Here is a 21,794-nt window from a genome sequence, read left to right as displayed (position 1 = left end):
CAGTCTACACCATTCATTTGGTGTAGACTGTTTATTTTTGAAATGCAATTTGAAATTCTGTCCAATCGTTATCTGATCGACACATAATGGATCCATTATGTTTTTCCACAATTTGTTTACATACAAATAATCCAATACCAGTTCCTAACTTTTTAGTAGTTACAAATGGTTCAAAAATCGTTTCTACATTTTCAGCTGGAATCATTGGTCCATTATTTTTTATCACAATTCGAATAGCTTGATCTTCTTCAAATACATCAATGATAATTTTTCGTTCTTCTTTCATTGATTCAAGAGCATCAATTGAATTCATTAATATGTTTAAAAATACTTGTCTCACTTCACTCCGATAACCAACAAGCGGAATTGGATACGGTAAATTCTTTTCAATCAAAACATTCGCATTGACCAACCTCGGATATAAGAATTGTATAATGTCTTGAAACAAGTCATTAAGCCAAAACCGTTCCGATTCATTCCACATTTCTTTTTTCGATACGAGTAAAAATTGCGAAATACGAAAATTTAATTGATCTAATTCATGCGAAATAATATCTAAATACGATAAACTCGGATGATCCGCCTTTAATAATTTAACAAACCCCATAATGGAAGTAAGCGGATTACGAAATTCATGTACAAAACTAGCTGACATTTGCCCTAAAATCGTCAGCCTTTCTTTATGTGTTTCGTTAATATATTGCTGTTTTTCCTCTAAATTCTTCGATATAATTTCCGAGTATTTTAAAACGGTATAATAAATTAATTTGTCAAAACAAGTATGTATTTTTGCCATAATTGGTTTCAATTCACGAGCGCTAACATCTAATTCACACATCGCTTCGAAAAGTTCATTTCTTCCCACGTTTGCGTTATAAACAAAATCTCCAATATTCGCATCTGCTCCAGCACGTTCAATAGCAATTTTCTCACATAACGGTTGAAGATAATTTATATCTTTATCTTCCATAGTAAGTTCGATAATTAACTCTAGTAAATCCTCTCCATTTTGAACTACTTCTAGTTTAAATGGATCTTTTTCGGAAATTATCATTTTGTTTTTCCAGTTCTCTACGAATTGGTGCCTATTGTTTTTCAAGTGTGAACAAAATATTTCTTTAATATCCTTATCGATTGGAAAAACCTCCATTCCCTCCATTTCCATACGACGAATACCCTTTATATTTTGAATATTAACACAAAAAATACGATTCGTTAATAGATTTTTGTCACATTTTGTTAATTTCTGTTGATAAAATTATTTTTTCTTTCTTATTTAACTAATTGTATACAAATCCCCTTTTTCCTTCACATATTTTCATTATTTCCGTAGTCAAAACGACTTTTTTTTGCATCATTTTTAATTCTTGCGTACAATAGAAAATGAAAGGTGTGAAAAATATGGTAAATAAAAATGTGGAAGATTATCTCCAAGAAGGCATTTACGGCCAAAAGCAAAACAAACCAGAAGAACGTAATATGTATTTAACTACATTACGTGAGCGTGTGGAAATCGCTTTAACAATCGGTCAAGTAATGCAAAGTAATGTATACTCTGAAGTGGCGGGTAGCATGCGCTCTTCTCAATCATTACAACTCCTCCTAAATGGTGGCATTGCTTACCCACATTTATCAAAATACATTAAATTAGCAAACGAAAAAAATGTTCCTTTTACAATTGTTCAAAATAAAGATACAAAAACACCAATCGGTTTAGTATTAACTCATGCTACTGCTATAGATAAAGAACAAATTTATGTAGAAGATACTATTTTCAAACAAGAAATGAAGTAAAAGTTACACTTAATTAAATAGTTACTAGAAGCGTAAAAAACGAGTATGGAATCGTAAACATTTCCTACTCGTTTTTTAGTGCAAGTTTTAAGTTTTTCCACTTTATTTTTTAATACATACTAATTTCATTTCTGTCATTTCTTCTATTGCATATTTAATTCCTTCGCGTCCCGTGCCACTTTCTTTCACACCACCATAAGGCATATGATCTACTCTGAACGTTGGAATATCATTAATCATGACACCACCAACCTCTAGCTCATCAATTGCACGCATTGCTTTAAATAAATTATTTGTAAATACTCCCGCCTGTAAGCCGTAACGCGAATTATTTACTTGCTCAATCGCTTCATCAAATTCTTTAAATGTATTTACTGTCATGAGTGGACCGAATACTTCTTGGCACTGCACAGATACATGATCTGGAACATTTGTTAATACAGTCGGTTCAAAAATTCTTGCATCCTGCTTCTTACCACCACATAAAACAGTTGCTCCTTCCTTAATTGCTTCTTGAACCCACATATCAATTCGCTCTACATCTTTTTTTGAAATTAAAGCTGATACATCCGTTTCCTCAAGCGATGGATCACCAACAACAACTGATTCCATCGCTTTCTTTAGCTTTGAGAGAAATTCATGTATTTTCGTTTCATGTACAAAAACACGTTGTACTGAAATACAAACTTGCCCATTATTAACAAATGCTCCCCATTTTACACGTTCAATTATTTCATCTGTTAACTCTACATCTTCATCAATAATAACAGCAGCATTTGAGCCTAGTTCTAACGTAACTCGTTTTAGCCCAGCCTTTTGTTTTATTCCGATTCCAACTTTTGGACTTCCGGTAAAAGTAATAGAAGCAACGTAATCATTTTTGACGATTGCCTCACCAACCGTGGGGCCAGGGCCAGAAATGATATTTAAAGCTCCATTTGGCAATCCTGCCTCTTCAAATAACTCAACTAATGCATAAGATGATAATGGCGTTTGATCAGCTGGCTTTAATACAACTGTATTTCCGGCAGCGATTGCTGGTCCAACTTTATGCGCTACTAAATTTAATGGGAAATTAAATGGTGTAATAGCCCCTATAACCCCAATCGGCTTTCGGATTGTATATGCAATACGCCCATCTGCACCAGGTGCGGCGTCTAATGGCAATGTCTCACCATATATACGCTTCGCTTCTTCAGCTGCAAATTTGTACGTTTGAACAGTACGATCTACTTCTCCCCTTGCAGCACGTATTGGTTTTGCAGCTTCTTTTGCAATAATCTCTGCAAATTCTTCTCTTCTTTCATCCATTTTTTGTGCAACTTTCTCTAAAATAGTCGCACGATCATATGCAGATAATTTATTCATTTTTGTCATTGCATTTTTTGCAGCAGTAACAGCCTCTTTTACATCTTCTTCCGTTCCTTGTGCAATTTCCGCTAATGTTTCTTCAGAATATGGTGCGTATAATGGTTTATACGTGTTTACAGATTTCCAACTTCCGTTTATATATAAATGCTTTTTCATACTTCTTCTCCTTCCAAATATATGTATACAACAATACTTCACCTAGTGAAAGGTTCAACTTATGTCATTGTATCATAGCCCCTATCCCTCAAAAAACATTATGCTCAAAAAAACTCTGCTATATAGCAGAGTTTACGAGCTAATTTGCTCTTGTAACGAAATTTGTTTTTCATCTTCTAAAATAACAATCGATTCTACTATCTTTGTAACTTCTAATCTTTTTATATAATGTCCATCTAATTCTTTCACACAAAACTTATAATTTTCAATTTCAATGGAATCCTCTTCAGCAATCTCTATATTCTTCGTTAAAATCCAACCACCGATTGTATCAACACCATCATCATCAATCCCTAAACCAAATAACGTATTCACTTCACTAACAAGTACTTTTCCCTCTAGTATCGTCTTCGTTTCACTAACCTTTTGAATTTCTGGCTGCTCATCCGTATCAAACTCATCCTGAATATCTCCAACAATTTCTTCCAAAATATCTTCAACAGTAACAAGTCCAGATGTCCCACCATATTCATCTATCAATATAGCAATATGTGTTCTTTCTTTTTGCATTTTTAAAAACAAATCATGAATTGGAATAGAATCGATAACTAAAATAATTGGTCTCATATATTGCTCTACTGTCTTCTTATTAACAGCTTTATGTTGTACAAACTCAGTAAAAATATCTTTAAAATTCACAAAACCTATTACGTGGTCTTTGTCGCCATCAACAACTGGATACCTTGTATATTTTTCGCGAGACATTTTTTGCAAAGCTTCTTCAGCAGGCATTTCTTTACTTATAATATTCATTTCAGTTCGAGGTACCATTATTTCTTTTGCAATCCGATCATCAAATTCAAAAATTTTATTTACATATTTATATTCAGATTGATTAATCTCACCATTTTTATAACTTTCTGAAACTAACAACCGTAATTCTTCTTCTGAATGAACCTCATCATGCCCCTTCGGCGGTTTCAGCCCTAGCAGCTTCGTAATGATTCGAGCTGAACCATTTAATAGCCAAATGAATGGGAATGCAATACGATAAAAGAAAATTAACGGCTTAGAAACAAGCAAACTCACTTGTTCAGATTTTTGAATTGCAAATGTTTTTGGGGCCAATTCCCCTATTACAACATGTAAAAAAGTAATTAACAAAAATACTAAAGTTACAGCAAAAATGTCTGCTAGTTGAGTAGAGATATTCCAATTTGCAAAAAGCGTATCAAACATTTGCTTTAACGCAGGTTTACCAAACCACCCAATTCCTAAAGCTGTAACAGTAATTCCTAACTGACAAGCAGATAAATATTCGTCTAAGTTTGTAATGACTGTTTTGACCGATGTTGCACGATTATTTCCTTCTGCAATTAAATAGTCAATTCGTGAACTTCTCACTTTAACAATTGCAAATTCTGCTGCAACGAAAAATGCCGTTAAGGCAATTAAAACAATCACTATACTTATACTATATATGTCCAAATACTTTTCCTTACTTACTTTGTAAGCAAGGAAGCCACCTCCTACTTAATTTTATTCAAGTGAAGTAAGCATTCTAATACTCTAACAAAATTCTACATTAGCAACCACCTTTTTATATATTATATGCATACATAAAAAAGATATTTATCATTATGATAATCTAATTCATTTACACTCGTCAAATTATTCTAAATGTTACGATAAGACATTTTTATTTAAAAGAACTATTCTCCTCAACTCAATTTCGTGAAAAAACACTTTCTTTGCCGATTCCACACTTCTTTTGTCGCACTAGAAGGGAACTTACTTCATAGCTCGAAATCATTCAACAGGATATATATAGGGGGGATTATTTTGGAATATAAAACACCATTTATCGCAAAGAAATTAGGTGTTAGCCCAAAGGCTGTTGTCCGGATCGCGCAACAATTAAATCTTACGATAGAGAAAAACAAATATGGCCACTTTATTTTCACACAAGAGGATGTCGATCAAATGTTAGAACACCATCGATTTCAAATAGAGCAATCTCAAAATTCTCAATCTACTCAAAAGGCTTCCTCAAATGAAGTTGAGGAATTAAAAACTCAAGTTAATACAATTGTTCAAAACATATCATCGAATGATTTTGAGCAATTAGCTAATCAATTAAACACTATTACGAGAAGACTTGATCGAATGGAAGAACAAATGCAAGATAAGGCAAATGATGTCGTCACGTACCAACTTTTACAACACCGTCGTGAAATGGAGGAAATGTTAGAGCGAATTCAAAAGTTAGAAGCTGCCCTAACGAAAGAAGAACCCATTTATATTACTCCGGATTCAAAACCAACATATGAACGAGAAAAGAAACCGAAGCGCCGCAAAATGATTTTTAGTATATTTGGATTATAATTTTTAGACCCTTATTAAAATAATAAGGGTCTTTTTTAATGAAGAGTTATATCCTATACAAATATTATTCTCTTTATTATACATATTCACTTCGCTTTATTTCGTTAACATAATATTTTTACTGTATTCTGTAATTAATGCCTGTGCATGAGCATTCCCTTGAATCACATCACGAAATTCTTTTAAAGAATACAAATGCGTAACCCCTTTTCGAGCATGAATTCTTACTGGTACACCTTGTAAAGTATCATGAAACTGAAAAGGATTATCTATTGGTTCAATTGGAAAACCAAGTGTAAGTAAATACATATACATTCTTTTTGTTACTGCTGCAATGTACCATTCAGCTTTTGTTTCTAACGCATGTATAAATAAAATAGCTGTTAGCCTTTTGAAATGTCCTCTTCCACGAGACGTTTTCGAAATACTTAACTTGCCTATTTCATATACATTCTTCAAATCTTTTACTAAATCATTTTTAGAAAACGGATAGAAAAACTCAGAATTCGATTGTTCAGGTACCGTATACTTAATACATTCTACTGTACCAATAGGATGTTCATCTTCTATTAATAAAAATCGTGATGGATTTAAATTACGTTCTACGAACATTAAGTTTCTTTCTTCACAAAAATCTCCCCATAGTTGCTCGAACCCAAAATGTTCTTCCTTTGTTTGAACACGCTGGAACATATTTAACCGCCTTTCCCATCGCCGCTCTGTTTTTTTTGATAACGCTTTCACTATCTATCATATAAGAACAAATCTTCGTATGCAACTAAAAATATTTATGACTTATTATATTCTGCAAAATGAATTAGATTCCAATTTAATCGACTTTTATCCCGCGCTCACATTCCTTTTAATAACACATTTGTAGCACTTTTCAAATCTAAATTACACTACGTTTCTTTCCATACAGCATATAATTCTTCTTAATCTAAAGAAATCCTTTATGAAAAAGGATTTCTTTTACTTCTTAATGCTTTTTAGCCATTTTTCAAAAATTTGTACCATCCCATGTTTTCCAGCTAATTTCTCTTCCCCTTGTTTCGTCTTATATGGATATAACTGCAAGAAAACACCGCATCCAGACTCAATTTTTTTACTATGCATATGGCTTCCTGGATATACACAAATGACTTCATAAATTGACCTTCGATAATAGACTCGCTTTCCATCCTGTTCTTCTACATACTTTATAGACCAGTACTTATACATTTGCTCAGTTGCTTTCGTATTTCCGACGTGCTGAAAAATATTGTACATTGGACTATACTTCACTTCAATAATAATAGAAGATTTATATACGTATTTCCCATCTTCTTTTACATAACAGTCTAAGCGAATATCTGGCTTCTTCGTATCCTCACCATTGTAAAAATTACTACCTTTACTTAATGCAATAAGAGGATGTGTTTCAATTAAGTCATTAAATGAGACATGCACCTTTATATCATCTCGTTCTAAAACTACTGTCGTTCCATCTTGTAATCCATCTACATAAAAATGTTCTTGTATTTGTTCACGGATGGAGTTTCTAGCCTCAAAACCAATTTGCTCTAAAAGTGAAATAACGATAAAAAAAGCGTAATATTCATACACTAAAAACGTTGGCTTATAAACAAATAATAATGATGGAGATTGATCCGTATATTGCGGGAGTACTTCTAAATGATGTAGTAATTGTTGATGTGGTATCGGTAAATCATGTAAGTTCATGTTACTTGTTTCAGTAACTTCCCTCCAAAATGAAGAGTGCATTAACATTTGAAAGTATTGTACATTTTCATGCACAATATGCGCCAATATTTTATATTCTTGTATTTTCATTGAGCTCTTTCGTAAATCGGCTTCTTTTAGTAAATGTATATTTTTATATTTTTGCTTCTCTCTATCGGTTACTGATCCATTACGCTCAATTGTTTGTATAATCGTTTTTACAGCTTGAAACTCTTCTGATTTTTTCTTTTTTTCTCTTTCTAATATTTCAATTGTTTGACGTAAAAAACTTTTAGCTTCAATTAAATAATGATAAAATTGCATCGCTTTATATTTAAGAAATGCATTTTCCTTACTATTTTTTTGTTCCATAAACTTACGATTATAATGTTTGGCATAAGGTTTTCGTTCTGCCACTATAGTTCCTTTTCTTGTTGGCTTTCGCTCTTTTCCTTCCCATTTATATTCATTTATAAATTTTGAGCTTGATTCTATTTTCTTAAAGATTTGCTTTATCATTTTCATTTTTTGCGGTAACTTTCTAAGTAACACTAAATAAGAAGAATCCTCAATATCGCTAAGTGCAGAGAAGGTTTTTTTATAGTAACCTCTATCCAAAATCAACTCATTTAAAATTGACTTCACATAGTCTTGAATCATTTCAAATTGATCATCAAAAAAGTTTTTCGGTACGATTTGAAATGCGCCATAATACGTTGTATCTTCTATACGCACTTCAAAATGGTATAGACCACAGCGCCATGGATAAAAGAATTCTGTTTTCCCGTGTTCATATATTAATACTCTTTGTTTTTTTTCATTTATTTCATATTGAGCCTCTTTTATATTTTTCTGTCCCTCATATACTTTATTCCATATAAAAGTAATATTCATTGGGATTTCATAATTGTACTGCAATCTTATTGGTTTTAATTCTTGTACTTTATAAATACATTGAACTAATGCTGTAGTAGATGTACAAAGACGATTTAATAAAATATAATCTCCTTTCCCCTCATTTCCAATGATTAACTTTAATACAAAAGGGAGCGTTTCATTCGTATCAACGATTTTTGTTTCATAACGCCCTTCATTTTGCATATCCATACAACTCCAGTTCTCTACGTTTTTCTCGTATATATGCTAAAGAGTGTTCAAATGTAGATACTCTGTTTGCAAGTGTAGATTGCAAAAGAGGTACTAAGGTCGCCCCCCTTTTTGCTTCTTCAGAAAGTAAAGGCCCAACCATCATTTCGGTCCCTCTGATTTTCGTCAATACACGCTGCTTTATTTGTAAATCAAACCCCTCTTCTCTACTAATCATATAGGTATGGTTATTTTGAAACGGTATGTTTTGCAAATAAGTCGCAATTGCATTTGCACATCGGAAAGAAATTCCCTTAGACGCGTCATGTGATGACAATACGACATGCAACTTATCTAATAGCTCTAATTCTTCTTCAGAAAACACTTCAATCATCGCTTTATTTCTCATCCAATTTATCCGAAATTCTCCAGCCGTTACTTTCAAAGGTGGATGTAATACGACTTTCCCCTGTTCCATGCCCATCTCACAAAACGGAATTTTCTGTAACGTTATTAGGTTCGTTCGGTCTAATAATCGATCAGAGAGCTCTTTCGTTGTTTCATCAAAATTTACAGTACCTACAAATATAATATTTTCTCCAATTTCAATTGTTGATGGAATTGAATTCTCTATGTCCTGTACACCCTCATACAAGTTTAAAATACGATTTTTTGTTTCAAGTTCAAGAACAGATAGAAACGGAGTAAACCAATGCTCAATATGAGACATGTTCATTTCATCAAAAACGATTATATACAGTTGATTTGGATTTTCTTTCGCCTTCATTAACGTCCTAACTAACTTCGCTTCAGATTCAATAAAAGTACCATTTGGATGAAGGTAACCAAGTAAATCATGTGGTTCTTGATACGATGGCGAAATTGGAATCCAAACCAACTCTTCCCCATACTGTAACCCTAATGCTTCTGCATAAGTTTGCACAAAACGTGATTTCCCAACGCCCGGTATACCACCAAGAATCGTTAACATATTTGTTTTTACACTTATATGGAAATTATAAATATCCGTTTCATCCAAATATAACCCTTTATTATGCACCATACTTTGTACATACTGTAAAAAGGACGATTCACGCTCATCCCATTCCCATTCATCTTTTTGTATTTTTATATCCTCTACTTCAACTAGCTTACCTTCTTCATGCATTCGTTTTTTTAATTGCTCATATACATAATCACTTACAAAATATAATTGATCTTCTACCGCTATTTCTACATACTTCGTCCAGTCACTGCAGTTTATATATTTACATTCACGTTTCTGTTCAAAATAGGCGATTGAGCTAATTGATGACTTTAGGGATATGTTTCCGTACAGTCTTCCATCGTGCCACAATAATTCGGGAGGCTCAAAGTCTTTCGGAAATTTTGGCATAAGAAATGATAAATAACCGTTGCTAAGTTTTCGCTCTAAAGATTCTCTTTTTTTATGATTTGTAACTTTAGGTGCCGGAATCATTTTATAGCTGCTTGCTATTTCTTTCGGTTCTTCTGTACATATTAACTCCACGTATACATTTCCTCTTTCATAATAAAGACGAAACATTACTAATTGCTTTTCTAATTTCCTCTTCTTTAATTCCGAAAAGTTTTTTCATTCTTTTTATTGCTACATAACCCTTCAAATACATATGGTTCATTTGTAAATTGTTCCTGTAAAGTGAATGGTATTGGCGATAAGCAGTGTACAAAGAAATTCTCTCCACTCTTCTCTTTCTCAGCTTTTGTAAATTTCCCTAAAAATCTCATATAGTACATTCGTTTTATAAAACTTGGCTGAAGAGCTTTATGTAATTTCACCTTAGTCACCTTCTTTTTTCATACTATTCTTAGTGTATGAAAGAAACGAAAAACTAGAAATAAAAAACCTGACGTTATCCGCCAGGTTCAAAATAAAAACTTATATTAATGAGAAGGAAATGCTTTTTTCTCTTGTAAAATTGCATTATGAGCAATTTTCATTTTCGCAAGTACGTAACGTAATCGATCTTCAGCGTTTTCATCTTTACTTATTTGTAATTCCGCCAAATTTTCAACAGAACTTGCTAAATTTTCAATGACTCCTCTTAGTTCAGGATGATGATTAAAAAAAGATTCTTGCACTAATACTTTCCTTAACTCACTAGCTAAATCAATTATTCTAGACAACTGTTCTTTTTCTTCCATTCTCATCCCTCCTGAATATCTTATGTAGTAAATATTCTCTAAACAAAGAAAAAAGCCCTTTAAATGAAAAGGACTTTTTACATTTTTATATTTCCAGTTAATAACATATATATTGATGTGATAGCCGCAACAATAATTGCCCACATCACATACTTCTCTGCACCTACAAAGCAACGGTTCCCTTGTTCTTTTCTTGCAAACGTGTAAACAATAATTCCAATTCCATACACAATTGAAACGAGTAGTAAATTCTTTAAACCAGCTGCATAAAGAAGCCATACAGAGTAAATAGAAGCAATTAAAGCTAACGCTCCATTTTTTAATTTAGCGTCTTTTAGTTCGTTTGTAATGACTAATTTAAATTGGAATAACGCTGATAATAAATATGGTAATAAAATTGATGTTGATGCAATGAAATACATAATTTGATATGTTGATTCCGAAAACAAAACGATGATAAATATAATTTGGGCAACACCATTTGAAATCCATAATGCCATGTGCGGTGTTTGCTTCTTATTTGTTTTCGTAAAGACTTTCGGAAATACGCCATCTTTTCCTGCTACATGAGAAATTTCAGAAACAAGTAAAAACCAGCCAATTAATGTACCGACAAGTGAAGCAACTAATCCGATGTTAATCGCAACTGCACCCCATGGACCAACAACGTGCTCTAATACATGTCCCATGGACGGAGTTTCTAACACAGAAAGTTCGCCTCTTGTCATAGCTCCCATTGACAGGACAGAAATTAAAATATAAATGGACATTACTAAAATAAGTCCCAATACTGTTGCCTTACCAACATCTCGACTATTCTTCGCTCTTCCAGATAATACAACCGCTCCTTCAACTCCAATGAAAACCCAAAGTGTTACAAGCATTGTATTTTTCACTTGACCAAGTATAGCGGAAAGTGAGATCGTTCCTTCTCCCCAAAAATCATGTGTAAATGTGTCCCAGCGAAAGGCTGTTACCATTACAACAATAAATAAAACGATTGGAACTAACTTCCCTATTGTTGCGATCACATTCATAATAGAAGCTTCACGGATTCCAAATAAAATTAAAAAATGAAGTGTCCATAATAAAAGTGATGCCCCAACGATAGACGCAACATTATTTCCTCCTTTGAAAATTGGAAAGAAATAACCTAATGTACTAAACAGTAACATAATTGTTGCGACATTACCTAAGATTCCTGCTAGCCAATATCCCCAAGCACTATTAAATCCAATATATTCACCGAAACCAGCACGTGCATAACTATAAATTCCACCTTCAAGTTCCGGTTTTTGTCTTGCTAACGTTTGATATACGAGCGCAAGTGGAATCATTCCCATCGCTGTAATACACCAGCCAATTATTATTGCACCACTGTTTGCTCCTACTGCTAAATCATGCGGTAAACTAAAAACACCGCCACCAACCATTGTTCCAACTACTAATGCGATTAATGGAAAAAATCCTAACTTCTTTTCTATTTGTACCACCCCATCTGTCATTCTAGGTGTTATGTTCGTTCAACTATTAAAGTCACCTTTTTCTCTAATAGACGTTTCTCTTATATTTTTTCAGGAAAACATTACTTATTCTAAAAGAAAATGAGCAAAAATGGAATACTTTTTTGAAAAAATGTATAAGTATGCACAAAAAAACCGCTCATTTTGTAATGAACGGTCATTTCAAACATATAAATTTGTATATTTCTTGTAAATTTAACGAAGTAACTTCTCTTTTTGTAAAAATTGTTTTGCGACTTCTTCACTACTTTTACCATTTACGTTAACTTCATAATTCATTTTTCGCATTTCTTCATCTGTAATCTTTCCAGATAATTTATTTAATACCTTTTCAAGTTCGGGATATTTCTGTAACGTTTCTTTTCTTAATAATGGTGCTCCTTGATAAGGTGGGAATAACCCTTTATCATCTTTCAGCACTTTCAGTCCGTATTGCTCCAATTCACTATCTGTTGAATATGCATCAATTACGTTAACATCTCCAGATTCAATTGCGCTATAACGCAGCTTCGGCTCCATCGTTTTAACATTCGAGAACTTATAGTTATATAATTTTTGCATTCCTTTATAACCATCTTCACGATCAGCAAATTCCAATGTAAATCCTACTTTGGCTTCCTGTGCAACATTCCCTAAATCAGAAATTGTATTTATATTCTTTTGATCTGCTATTTTTTTCGGCATAGCTAGTGCATATGTATTGTTATACTCCATTGGCTTCAACATAATCATATTATATTTCTTTTCCATTCCAATGCGAGCCTGCTCATATACTTCATCACGATTTGTACTCTTTGGTTCTTCTTTCACGAAAGTAGATAAAGCTGTTCCTGAAAATTCTGGATATATATCTACTTCCCCTGATTTCAACGCTTCAAATACAAATGCTGTTTTTCCAAGACCTGGTTTTAATTGTACGTGTAAATCTGTATCTTGTTCAATAAGCTGCTTATACATTTGAATTAAAATTTCAGGTTCTGATCCAAGTTTGCCCGCAATAACAATATCTTTCTTTTCTGTACTCCAAAGAAATGGAGAAGCAATCATTATACAAACAATACATATCGTCAATATAACACGCTTAGAAGAGCGTTTCGGTCGTTCAAGTATGCGAAGTACTATATCAAAGAATAAAGCGAGTAACGCGGCTGGTACGGCCCCTAAAATGATAAGTGCATGATCATTTCGATCTATACCTAATAGTATAAGCTTACCGAGCCCACCAGCACCAATGAGAGCTGCTAATGTAGCCGTTCCAACAATTAATACCATCGCTGTACGAATACCGGCCATAATGATAGGCAATGCAAGAGGAAGTTCTACCTTCCACAATCTTCTCCAACTATTCATCCCCATAGCTTTCGCGGCTTCTATTAGAGATTCATCTAATTCCCTTATTCCTGTATATGTATTTCGTAAAATAGGTAATAGTGCATACACAACTAATGCGATAATCGCTGGAAGTTTTCCGATTCCTACTAATGGAATTAATAGTCCGAGTAATGCAAGTGATGGCACTGTCTGCATTACTGCAGAAGTTCCTATTATAAATTCAGCCATTCGTTCTTTTCTTGTTAATAAGATGCCAAGTGGCACCGCTATAATTACTGCAAAAAATAATGAAATAAGCGATATTTGTAAATGCTCACTTAATGCAGTTAGTAATTCTATTTTTCGTTCTTGGAACGTTTGTATAAAATTAGTCACTGTTTAGCCTCTTTCCTTCATTTGTTCAACAATGTAATTGACAATATGACGACTTGTTAACGCTCCAATATATTGACCGTTTTTTTCAACTGGAACGACCTCCTCATCACGCACACGAACTAACGCTTTTTGTAAAGAAGAATGTAATGATAGCGCCTGCCCTTCTAATTGCACACTTTGATCAAGCGGCAATACATCTGCTATACTTTTCCCCTGATACCAAGTTCGTCCGCGATTTCCAATAAACTCCTCTACAAATTCATTTTTCGGATTATGTATAATTCCTTCTGGTGTATCTAGTTGAACAACTTTTCCTTCTTTCATAATACAAATGCGATCTCCAAGTGATAATGCTTCTTGCATATCATGTGTTACAAATACGATTGTTTTTTGAATCTTTTTTTGCAACTGTACAATATCTTTCTGAAGCTGTTCCTTAATTAATGGATCTAACGCACTAAATGGTTCATCCATAAGAACGATTTTCGGGTTTGCAGCTAATGCTCGCACGACACCGACACGTTGTTTTTGTCTTCCTGACAATTCATGAGGCATACGATTTCGATAAATACCCGGATCTAATCCAACCATATGTAACAATTCATCGACGCGTGCTTTAATTTCTTTTTTGCTCCATTGCCTCATTTCAGGAACAATTGCAATATTTTCAGCAATTGTCATATGAGGAAACAAAGCAATCTGTTGCAACACGTATCCTATATCCCAACGTAATTCATTTATATTATATTGTTGAATATCTTTTCCATCGATTAAAAGCGATCCTTCAGTCGTTTCGATTAAACGATTAATCATCTTCATTGTCGTTGTTTTACCGCATCCACTCGGACCGATGAGAACAAAAAATTCTCCCTTTTTAATTTCTAAATGCAATGAATCCACTGCTTTCGTGCCATCTTCATACGATTTTGACACATGATTAAATTGAATCACAAATACAACTCCTTTAATGTTGTTTCCTTTATTTTGATGGAATATGGCATTCATTTCAAATGATACGCTTTTAAATTAAAAAAGAGCTCACATTTGAGCTCTAACGGTCGAACAATATTGTTTTCATAATAGCAGCATATTCGCGAACATACATTTTTCTCTTAGAACGAATTGGTGTTTCAGCAGCTAGTGCCTCCATCTTCATGCCTAAACGCTTTGCAATTATTTTCGTTCGATATAAATGATACGTATTACTTACAACTACTGCATGTTTCACATTATATAAATCCATACTAAACTTTAAGTTTTCATACGTATTTGTAGATTGATCTTCTATTAAAATACGACTCTCATCTATACCGTGTACCATTAAATAGTTTCTCATGCTGTGAGCTTCCGGTATATCTTCATCTTCTCCTTGACCACCTGAAACAATTACTTTCGCTTCAGGATGGGAAAATAAATACTCCACCGCTACATCCAAACGATTTTGAAGAGATAAAGACGGTCTATCTCCAAATAACTTTGCACCCAGTATAAGAACGTACGGAGAGTGATAGCTCAACTTTTCACGAGCAACTTTGTTCATTCTAAACGTCATATAAATGATGTATAGTGGCGGTAATAATAAAATGATAAGAAAGATCCATTTGTTCATAAATAAGTTTGCACTCCCTTTCTTTTTATTATACAGAAAAAGAAAGGGCGGCAGAAGTGTTTTTTAAACGATTGATTTATTAGAAACATTCGCCGCTACTTTACGTTGTGATAGTACATAATAAATAGCGATTCCTAATGAGAAGATCAATATGCAGCTTAATACGTAAAACGGAAGCATTACTCCGGCTTTAGATACACCCGCTGTAAACAGCATTAATAATACAATTCGTATTCCAGTACCAATTAGGCGAAATAAGCTGTCTACACGTCCCATTACTTCGTTTGGAATTTCCTCCATCATCAATACATTTCTCGCCACTCTTGTACCCGCATTTCCAACTGCATGAAAAACTGCAAGTCCATATAAGAAAATTACGGAAGGTTCAATAATCATTGCGGTAATTGAAATTACATAAATGAACATCGTCATAACGATTGAAACTTCTGTTTTTACATATTTCATTATGAGTGGAATACAGATTCCTGCAACAACCGCTCCGACACCGTACATCGTGCCCTCTATTGCGTATACAGAGGCATTGGCTTTAAGTATATCCGAAATATAAACTGGTATTAAATAATTTGCCATCATAACACCTATAAACGGCATATAAGTGGCCAGTAAGAACCAAAAGAGCTTAGGACGTTTTTTCATAAAGTGAATTCCTTCAAACAATTGCTTCTTAAATGTTATTTTTCTTTTCACTTCTTTTTTCTTTACGTACGGTATACATAAGAAAAGAAAAAATGCTCCAGCAAAAGTTAACATGTCTACTAACAAAATCCACTTCAAAGATACAATTTCAATTAAGAAGCTCGCAGCCGCTCCAGAAATAACTTGTGTTAACTGTCCTTGTATTTCCATCGTTCCACTTAAACTTTTATAATGTTCTGCTTGAAATATCTCTTGGTTGAACGCAAATATTGTAGGATAAAACAATAAATAGTAGAATGATCCGGCTATATAAATAAGAATATAGTGAATAGAATGATAAGGTTGCCCAGCAAATCCCCATATAACCATTATTCCGATTACGGCTATTCCGATTCCTTCGTTACATAGCAATAAAGATTTTCTTGAAAAACGATCAATACTTTGCCCAATGAATGGTGTTAATAAAAACATAATGAGGGTTGCAATGATAGAAACATAACCAAATGTTGTCTCTCCTCCACTCTCTTTAATTAACAGCCAAGGAATCGTTATCATAACAATTCCGGAACCAATAGCAGATAGACTATTGGCTCCTAGAATGTAATACAAGCGAGAATCATGATAAAGTGAGGACATATCATTCCACTCCTAGTTGTTTTTTCACCTCTTTATATACGCTCATATATGCTTTTAATTCTTTAACTACATCATGAATTAATGGTTTTGCATCTTCTCCAAGTTCACCATCTTGCACATGTAATCCATCAAGCACAACTTGTTTTGGAATTGCATTTGCATAAACACCTCTAGCGACCGTTCGCATGCTGTTTAATGCATTTATTCCACCTTTACCGCCACCAGCAACCGCTAACAATGCAACTGGTTTATGAATAAATTCACTACTACTTAAGTAATCTAAAGAGTTTTTCAGCGCACCGCTCATCGCATTATGATATTCTGGTGTACATAATACAACCCCATCCGCAGCTTTCACTAACGTTTTTAATTTTTTTACTGCCTCTAAATCACGTTGTGACTCTTCTCCATTGTATAAAGGTAACTCCTCAATTGCTAAATCATATAATTCCCCTTCAAATTGATCCGCAATATATTTTGCCACCACACGAGTTCGACCAAATTTTCTTGGTGTACCGTTAATAACGACTAGTTTCATGATTATTTCTCCCCTTTGTTTTCAAGTTCTACTTATATATTATCAGAAATTTCTATACAAAACACAATATAAAGAGTTAACTTGTTTCATAAAATAGTATGATAAACAAAAAAGAACTCATACTTTCGTATGAGTTTTGTACAATTACTTTGTTTCATCTCTCATGCTCAATGTACCTAAACTTTCATTTGCTTCAAAATGATTATATGCTTTTTCCGCTAATCTTTTCCGTTCTTCTGGTAATTCTATATATTTCATTACGTTTTCAATTATTTTTTCGTACGGAGTAAACACAATTCCTGGCCACTCTACCTCATCTTCTGGATTACTATTTTCGGAAATAATAAATTTCTTATTTGCGACTGCATAAGACACGCGAGGTGTTTCAAGAATTCCTGATAAATAAAAATGAATATTTAATATAATTTTAGCTCTAGCAATCAATTCATTTCTAACAATTCCCCACGCATTATTTTTAAAAACTATATTTAAATTCGGGGCAATCGCTTTTAGATGATCAAAAATAGCTTGTCGCCTCGGATTAAGAGCACCTATAAACAGAATATCAATATCTTCAATAATTTCATCTTCAAACGCATCTTTTTTTATTTCCAAAGTTGGAGCATAGTTCATTTCTACATGTTTTATTTCTTTTCCTACCCCTTTTTGTTTAAGCCATTCTATATTTTGTTTACTATAATCCCAAATCACTCTATCTTTTAATAATATTAAATAAAGGGGGTGCGCATATGGACTTCCTTCGTATAGCTGTTCTAAATTATAAACAATTGCATCTTTCGGAAGAAGGTTCGGGTTATATGCATATGTATGTGCTCCAAAAACAACTGTATTCTTTACATTTTCCAGTATTGTTTCTGATATAATTACTGTATTTCCCTCCTGCTCCAACCTCCACTTTAAAGCTCGCGCAATATCTATGAAACTACCGTATGTCTTTGGGCATATAAAAAGACAATAATCATATTCTTTATTCAAATAAACTTCCATTAATCTTAAATTATTTTTATATAGATCTACATCCGGATGTTTAAGTACCAACTCATTTGCATGTTTTCTTGCTACTTTATATAATCCAGCATAATAAGCAGCGATGCATCTTCTTAATTCGATTCTTTCCCGGTCCTCATCTAATACATCCATGTTTAAAAGAAGATTTGCGATACAATACGCTTTTAAATGATCACGATCATAATAATAGTCTAGTAGTGGCATCAATTCTTCATACGTATTTCCATGCACCGATTCTCCTAGTTCAATCGCCCATCGTATTAATTCCATGATTACTCCACTACTCCTTTAATCGAAAATGTATTTAATAAAATTTCGCATTATTCTCTACTATATTTGCTATATGAAATGGAATCTTTTCTTTTATCGATTCCAAATACTTTTGCGACACCGCCCCTAAATGTTTTTTATGAGGTATATAGAAAGCACTAATAGAAATTTCATAGTCAAATAAGTAATCATACACATGATAATCTACAAATAGTAGATCATCCTTTGGAAAAGGAATTTCCTTCCCTTGCAGAGCATACATCAAAGCAATATTGTTTTGAGATCGTAATCGATACAACCTTGCAAGTTGGTATAATGGTTCAGCCCGGGTTGGTCTATATTCCCAAGCTTTTTGAAAATAAAAAACAGCTAACGCTAAATATTGCTCTTCTTGCCCTTTAACAGTTTCTTTTTCATCAGCATCTGTCACTTCATTTTGTTTATTTGCTGAACGATTTGCTAACTGCTCATAACAAAATCCTATTCGCAATAACGAATAGAATACCTCTTCAACCCATCCTCCTGCTTCCACACGTTTTTTATACCATTTAATTGAATTCTCAAATTGACTTAAATGAAAATAAGTCTGAGCTAAATAAAATAAATATCTTATATGCAAATCTGGCGTTGTTTCTGGGTCGTTTATTCCCTGTAACAACAACCTCTCATCTCTTTCAAATTTATCAGCTTTGCTCCCGCCATCTCCGGGATCATTCACGACAAGAGTCTCTAACCGAGCTACCCTCGTATTGTAATTCGCTCCAACTTTTGAACGATCTATATCCCAATACTCATGAGTAACACCGACAGATTTCCATGGTAAAGAAGCTTTTAAAAGACGTGTAAGCCAATATTTAATATGAACATCATATTGTAATGTAAGATAATGATCTTCCGTTAAGCTCGTTTTATCGAAATTCGGATCAACCTCTAAAATCATATCCGCATCTAATATTAATAAATAATCTGCTTCTGGGTATGTTTTTTGCGCTAACGAAACAGCTAAGCTTCTGTTATAACCAAAGTTTTTAAACGGCTCATGATGAACCGTCCCAGGTATCTCATTTTCCTTACACCAATTTTCAATAATTTCAGGCGTATTATCCGTCGATCCAGTATCACAAATAGAAACAAAGTCTACAATTGATTTTGTTGCATTTAAACATCTTTCCATAATTCTAGACTCATTTTTAACGATCATACAAAGACATAACTTTTTTTCTTCCTTTACAGACTTCACTTGCTCATTTCCCATTTAACCACCTCATATTTTATTAACACGCTCTTCTCATATGTAACAACATTTCTTAGCTATACTGATGACATAAGCACCCTTTTACTATTTATGAAAACTTCATTTTATTTATTCTTACTTTTATGTTGGGACATATTTCATGCTTCGCTTTATATTTGATACAATCAATACAAAAAACATAATACGGGAATCCGTACATTTCAAAGTCTAAGAGGAGGTTATATTTTGTTGGATTACATTTGGCTAGATGACAAATCACCAATTTTAGAACAACTACCAAGAAACTTTAAATCTGCAGCTATATTGCTATATCCTTTTATCCAAATGCCTTTAGAATGGGAAAAGTCTGTGAGAAAAAGACCATATGAGCACATCTATCCTAGCGCTGAAGAAATCATTTATAATGGGAAATCCGTTTCTTGGAAGGAAATGATGTCTTGTAGTGGATTACATTCATACGCAGACCTAGCAATGGCCATGTTGACTTCCATTAGTGCCCTTTCAGAAGAATATAAAAGAGAGGATTTAGCTGAAAAGCTACATTCAAACTTAAAAAAAGATCTTTATTATCCAACAGAAGATTATACGTCTATATTTTTATTACACAAATTACTTAAACTCCTCGGTTCTAAAGGTGCAAAAAATCTATATTTCTCTGAACCAATTCTTGATACAAACGGATTATTACAGGTAAATAATACTACTCCATTAGATATTTGGGACATTAGCAATAATGAGTTAATTATTACTGGCGAAGATAATGAGTATGCGTTTATGAGTATATACGATTCCTTTACAACCTTATTATTAGCTAAAGAAGAAAATATAGAATATATTGTTCATTCAATGAACGTCGAAGCTATCATTTGTGACAAAAAAACGATGATTGATTGGTATTTTTAAATTAGTAATTTCTTAAACTATAAAAAAGAAACTTGCGCTTATACACAAGTTTCTTTTTAAAAACATCCTTATTTTTTCACAACTTCATGTCCACCGAACTGATTACGTAATGCTGAAACTACTTTTCCATGGAATGTATCATCTTCCTGAGAACGATAGCGCATAAATAATGACATAGCGATAACTGGTGCTGCAGCTTGAAGTTCAAGTGCAGTTTCAACAGTCCATTTTCCTTCTCCTGAAGAGTTCATTACACCTTTAATGCCATCTAGTTTCGGATCTTCTGCAAATGCTTTTTCAGTTAAGTCCATTAACCAACCACGGATAACTGATCCGTTAGCCCATACTTTTGCAACATCTTCATAATTGAAATCAAAGTCACTCTTATCTAGTACTTCAAATCCTTCAGCGATTGCTTGCATCATGCCGTACTCAATACCGTTATGAACCATTTTCAAGAAATGACCACTACCAACACGGCCAGCATAAGAATAGCCATTTTCTACTGCTAAATCTTTAAATAAAGGTTCTAATTGGTCGTAAATTTCTTTTTCTCCACCAACCATTAAGCAAGCACCGTATCTAGCTCCTTCTACACCGCCTGATGTACCGATATCTACATAATGTAATCCGAAGCTTTTTGCTTCTTCAGCACGGCGTAACGTATCTTTATAGAATGAATTTCCGCCTTCAATAACGATATCACCTTCATCTAATAATGGATATACATCTTTTAGTACTGACTCTACAACTTCTCCTGCAGGCACCATTACCCAAATTGTACGAGGAGCTTCTAGTTCAGCAATCATTTCTTTTAATGTATGACGTGCAGTAATTCCTAGTTTTCCTGCCTTTTCAACAAGCTCTTTATTTACATCGTATACAACTACTTCATGCTTGTCTTCATATAAGTGTTCAGCTAATGGAAATCCCATTTTTCCTAATCCAATTAAACCTAGTTTCATA

At 33.5% G+C, this 21,794-nt stretch carries 18 protein-coding genes and 1 pseudogene; 3 read left to right on the top strand and 16 right to left on the bottom strand.

All coding sequences use genetic code 11. From position 1 onward, the window contains the following. Window positions 1-31: 31 nt before the first annotated feature. Window positions 32-1,165 carry a BA2291 family sporulation histidine kinase gene (locus tag BC_RS11245; protein WP_000425084.1) on the bottom strand — a complete coding sequence of 378 codons (1,134 nt, stop codon included), beginning with the start codon at window positions 1,163-1,165 and terminating at the stop codon, window positions 32-34. A 236-nt stretch (window positions 1,166-1,401) separates the two neighbouring features. Here BC_RS11245 and BC_RS11240 point away from each other — a divergent pair, with 236 nt between their 5' ends. Next, window positions 1,402-1,794: a YueI family protein gene (locus BC_RS11240; RefSeq protein ID WP_000247558.1), complete on the top strand. Its 393-nt coding sequence runs from the start codon at window positions 1,402-1,404 to the stop codon at window positions 1,792-1,794. Between the two features lie 102 nt (window positions 1,795-1,896). On the opposite strand, the gene BC_RS11235 is transcribed toward BC_RS11240, so the two are convergent. Together BC_RS11235 and BC_RS11230 are read right to left on the bottom strand one after the other, a co-directional pair. After that, the gene (locus tag BC_RS11235) at window positions 1,897-3,321 is read right to left on the bottom strand and encodes an aldehyde dehydrogenase family protein (RefSeq protein ID WP_000716485.1); all 1,425 of its coding nucleotides are present in this window, start codon (window positions 3,319-3,321) and stop codon (window positions 1,897-1,899) included. Window positions 3,322-3,453: 132 nt separating this feature from the next. After that, complete coding sequence (locus tag BC_RS11230) at window positions 3,454-4,809, bottom strand: hemolysin family protein (RefSeq protein WP_000356252.1); 1,356 nt, start codon at window positions 4,807-4,809, stop codon at window positions 3,454-3,456. 354 nt (window positions 4,810-5,163) lie between these two features. On the opposite strand from BC_RS11230, the gene racA reads away from it, so the two are divergent. Continuing rightward, a complete protein-coding gene (gene racA, locus BC_RS11225) occupies window positions 5,164-5,706 on the top strand; it encodes a chromosome-anchoring protein RacA (RefSeq protein ID WP_000456023.1) in 543 nt (180 codons plus the stop codon). Between the two features lie 96 nt (window positions 5,707-5,802). Here racA and BC_RS11220 read toward each other — a convergent pair whose 3' ends face one another. The 12 genes and pseudogenes from BC_RS11220 to BC_RS11165 all read right to left on the bottom strand — a co-directional run bounded on the left by BC_RS11220 (window position 5,803) and on the right by BC_RS11165 (window position 19,925). After that, window positions 5,803-6,399, bottom strand: a complete 597-nt coding sequence (locus tag BC_RS11220; protein ID WP_000487796.1) for a hypothetical protein — start codon at window positions 6,397-6,399, stop codon at window positions 5,803-5,805. A gap of 279 nt (window positions 6,400-6,678) precedes the next feature. Further along, on the bottom strand, window positions 6,679-8,529 hold the full coding sequence (locus tag BC_RS11215; RefSeq protein WP_001178730.1) for a hypothetical protein: 1,851 nt from the start codon (window positions 8,527-8,529) through the stop codon (window positions 6,679-6,681). Next, window positions 8,519-10,335: pseudogene (locus BC_RS11210) on the bottom strand (AAA family ATPase). The gene BC_RS11215 and the pseudogene BC_RS11210 overlap by 11 nt, the downstream one beginning before the upstream one ends. 105 nt (window positions 10,336-10,440) lie before the next feature. Further along, window positions 10,441-10,701 carry a hypothetical protein gene (locus tag BC_RS11205; protein WP_000391445.1) on the bottom strand — a complete coding sequence of 87 codons (261 nt, stop codon included), beginning with the start codon at window positions 10,699-10,701 and terminating at the stop codon, window positions 10,441-10,443. 77 nt (window positions 10,702-10,778) lie between these two features. After that, the gene (locus BC_RS11200; RefSeq protein ID WP_000129444.1) at window positions 10,779-12,206 is read right to left on the bottom strand and encodes a basic amino acid/polyamine antiporter; all 1,428 of its coding nucleotides are present in this window, start codon (window positions 12,204-12,206) and stop codon (window positions 10,779-10,781) included. Between the two features lie 213 nt (window positions 12,207-12,419). Beyond that, entirely contained in the window at window positions 12,420-13,931 is a 1,512-nt protein-coding gene (locus BC_RS11195) for an ABC transporter permease/substrate-binding protein (RefSeq protein ID WP_000181014.1), read from the bottom strand. Window positions 13,932-13,934: 3 nt separating this feature from the next. Then, window positions 13,935-14,882 carry an ABC transporter ATP-binding protein gene (locus BC_RS11190; protein WP_000614090.1) on the bottom strand — a complete coding sequence of 316 codons (948 nt, stop codon included), beginning with the start codon at window positions 14,880-14,882 and terminating at the stop codon, window positions 13,935-13,937. A 100-nt stretch (window positions 14,883-14,982) separates the two neighbouring features. Next, entirely contained in the window at window positions 14,983-15,540 is a 558-nt protein-coding gene (locus tag BC_RS11185; protein WP_001045715.1) for a YdcF family protein, read from the bottom strand. 63 nt (window positions 15,541-15,603) lie between these two features. Next, complete coding sequence (locus BC_RS11180; protein WP_000097166.1) at window positions 15,604-16,833, bottom strand: MFS transporter; 1,230 nt, start codon at window positions 16,831-16,833, stop codon at window positions 15,604-15,606. A gap of 1 nt (window position 16,834) precedes the next feature. After that, window positions 16,835-17,371 carry an NADPH-dependent FMN reductase gene (locus tag BC_RS11175; protein WP_000780355.1) on the bottom strand — a complete coding sequence of 179 codons (537 nt, stop codon included), beginning with the start codon at window positions 17,369-17,371 and terminating at the stop codon, window positions 16,835-16,837. A gap of 144 nt (window positions 17,372-17,515) precedes the next feature. Continuing rightward, window positions 17,516-18,670, bottom strand: a complete 1,155-nt coding sequence (locus BC_RS11170; protein ID WP_000420428.1) for a hypothetical protein — start codon at window positions 18,668-18,670, stop codon at window positions 17,516-17,518. 34 nt (window positions 18,671-18,704) lie between these two features. Further along, window positions 18,705-19,925 carry a glycosyltransferase gene (locus BC_RS11165; RefSeq protein WP_000526219.1) on the bottom strand — a complete coding sequence of 407 codons (1,221 nt, stop codon included), beginning with the start codon at window positions 19,923-19,925 and terminating at the stop codon, window positions 18,705-18,707. A gap of 225 nt (window positions 19,926-20,150) precedes the next feature. Here BC_RS11165 and BC_RS11160 point away from each other — a divergent pair, with 225 nt between their 5' ends. Further along, window positions 20,151-20,828: a DUF2711 domain-containing protein gene (locus BC_RS11160; protein ID WP_000888158.1), complete on the top strand. Its 678-nt coding sequence runs from the start codon at window positions 20,151-20,153 to the stop codon at window positions 20,826-20,828. 68 nt (window positions 20,829-20,896) lie between these two features. On the opposite strand, the gene gnd is transcribed toward BC_RS11160, so the two are convergent. Continuing rightward, on the bottom strand, window positions 20,897-21,793 hold the full coding sequence (gnd, locus tag BC_RS11155; RefSeq protein WP_000765995.1) for a phosphogluconate dehydrogenase (NAD(+)-dependent, decarboxylating): 897 nt from the start codon (window positions 21,791-21,793) through the stop codon (window positions 20,897-20,899). Window position 21,794 lies beyond the last annotated feature (1 nt).

This window comes from Bacillus cereus ATCC 14579 (assembly GCF_000007825.1).
Lineage (GTDB): Bacteria > Bacillota > Bacilli > Bacillales > Bacillaceae_G > Bacillus_A > Bacillus_A cereus.
This window is presented reverse-complemented; position numbering and strand designations above follow the sequence as displayed.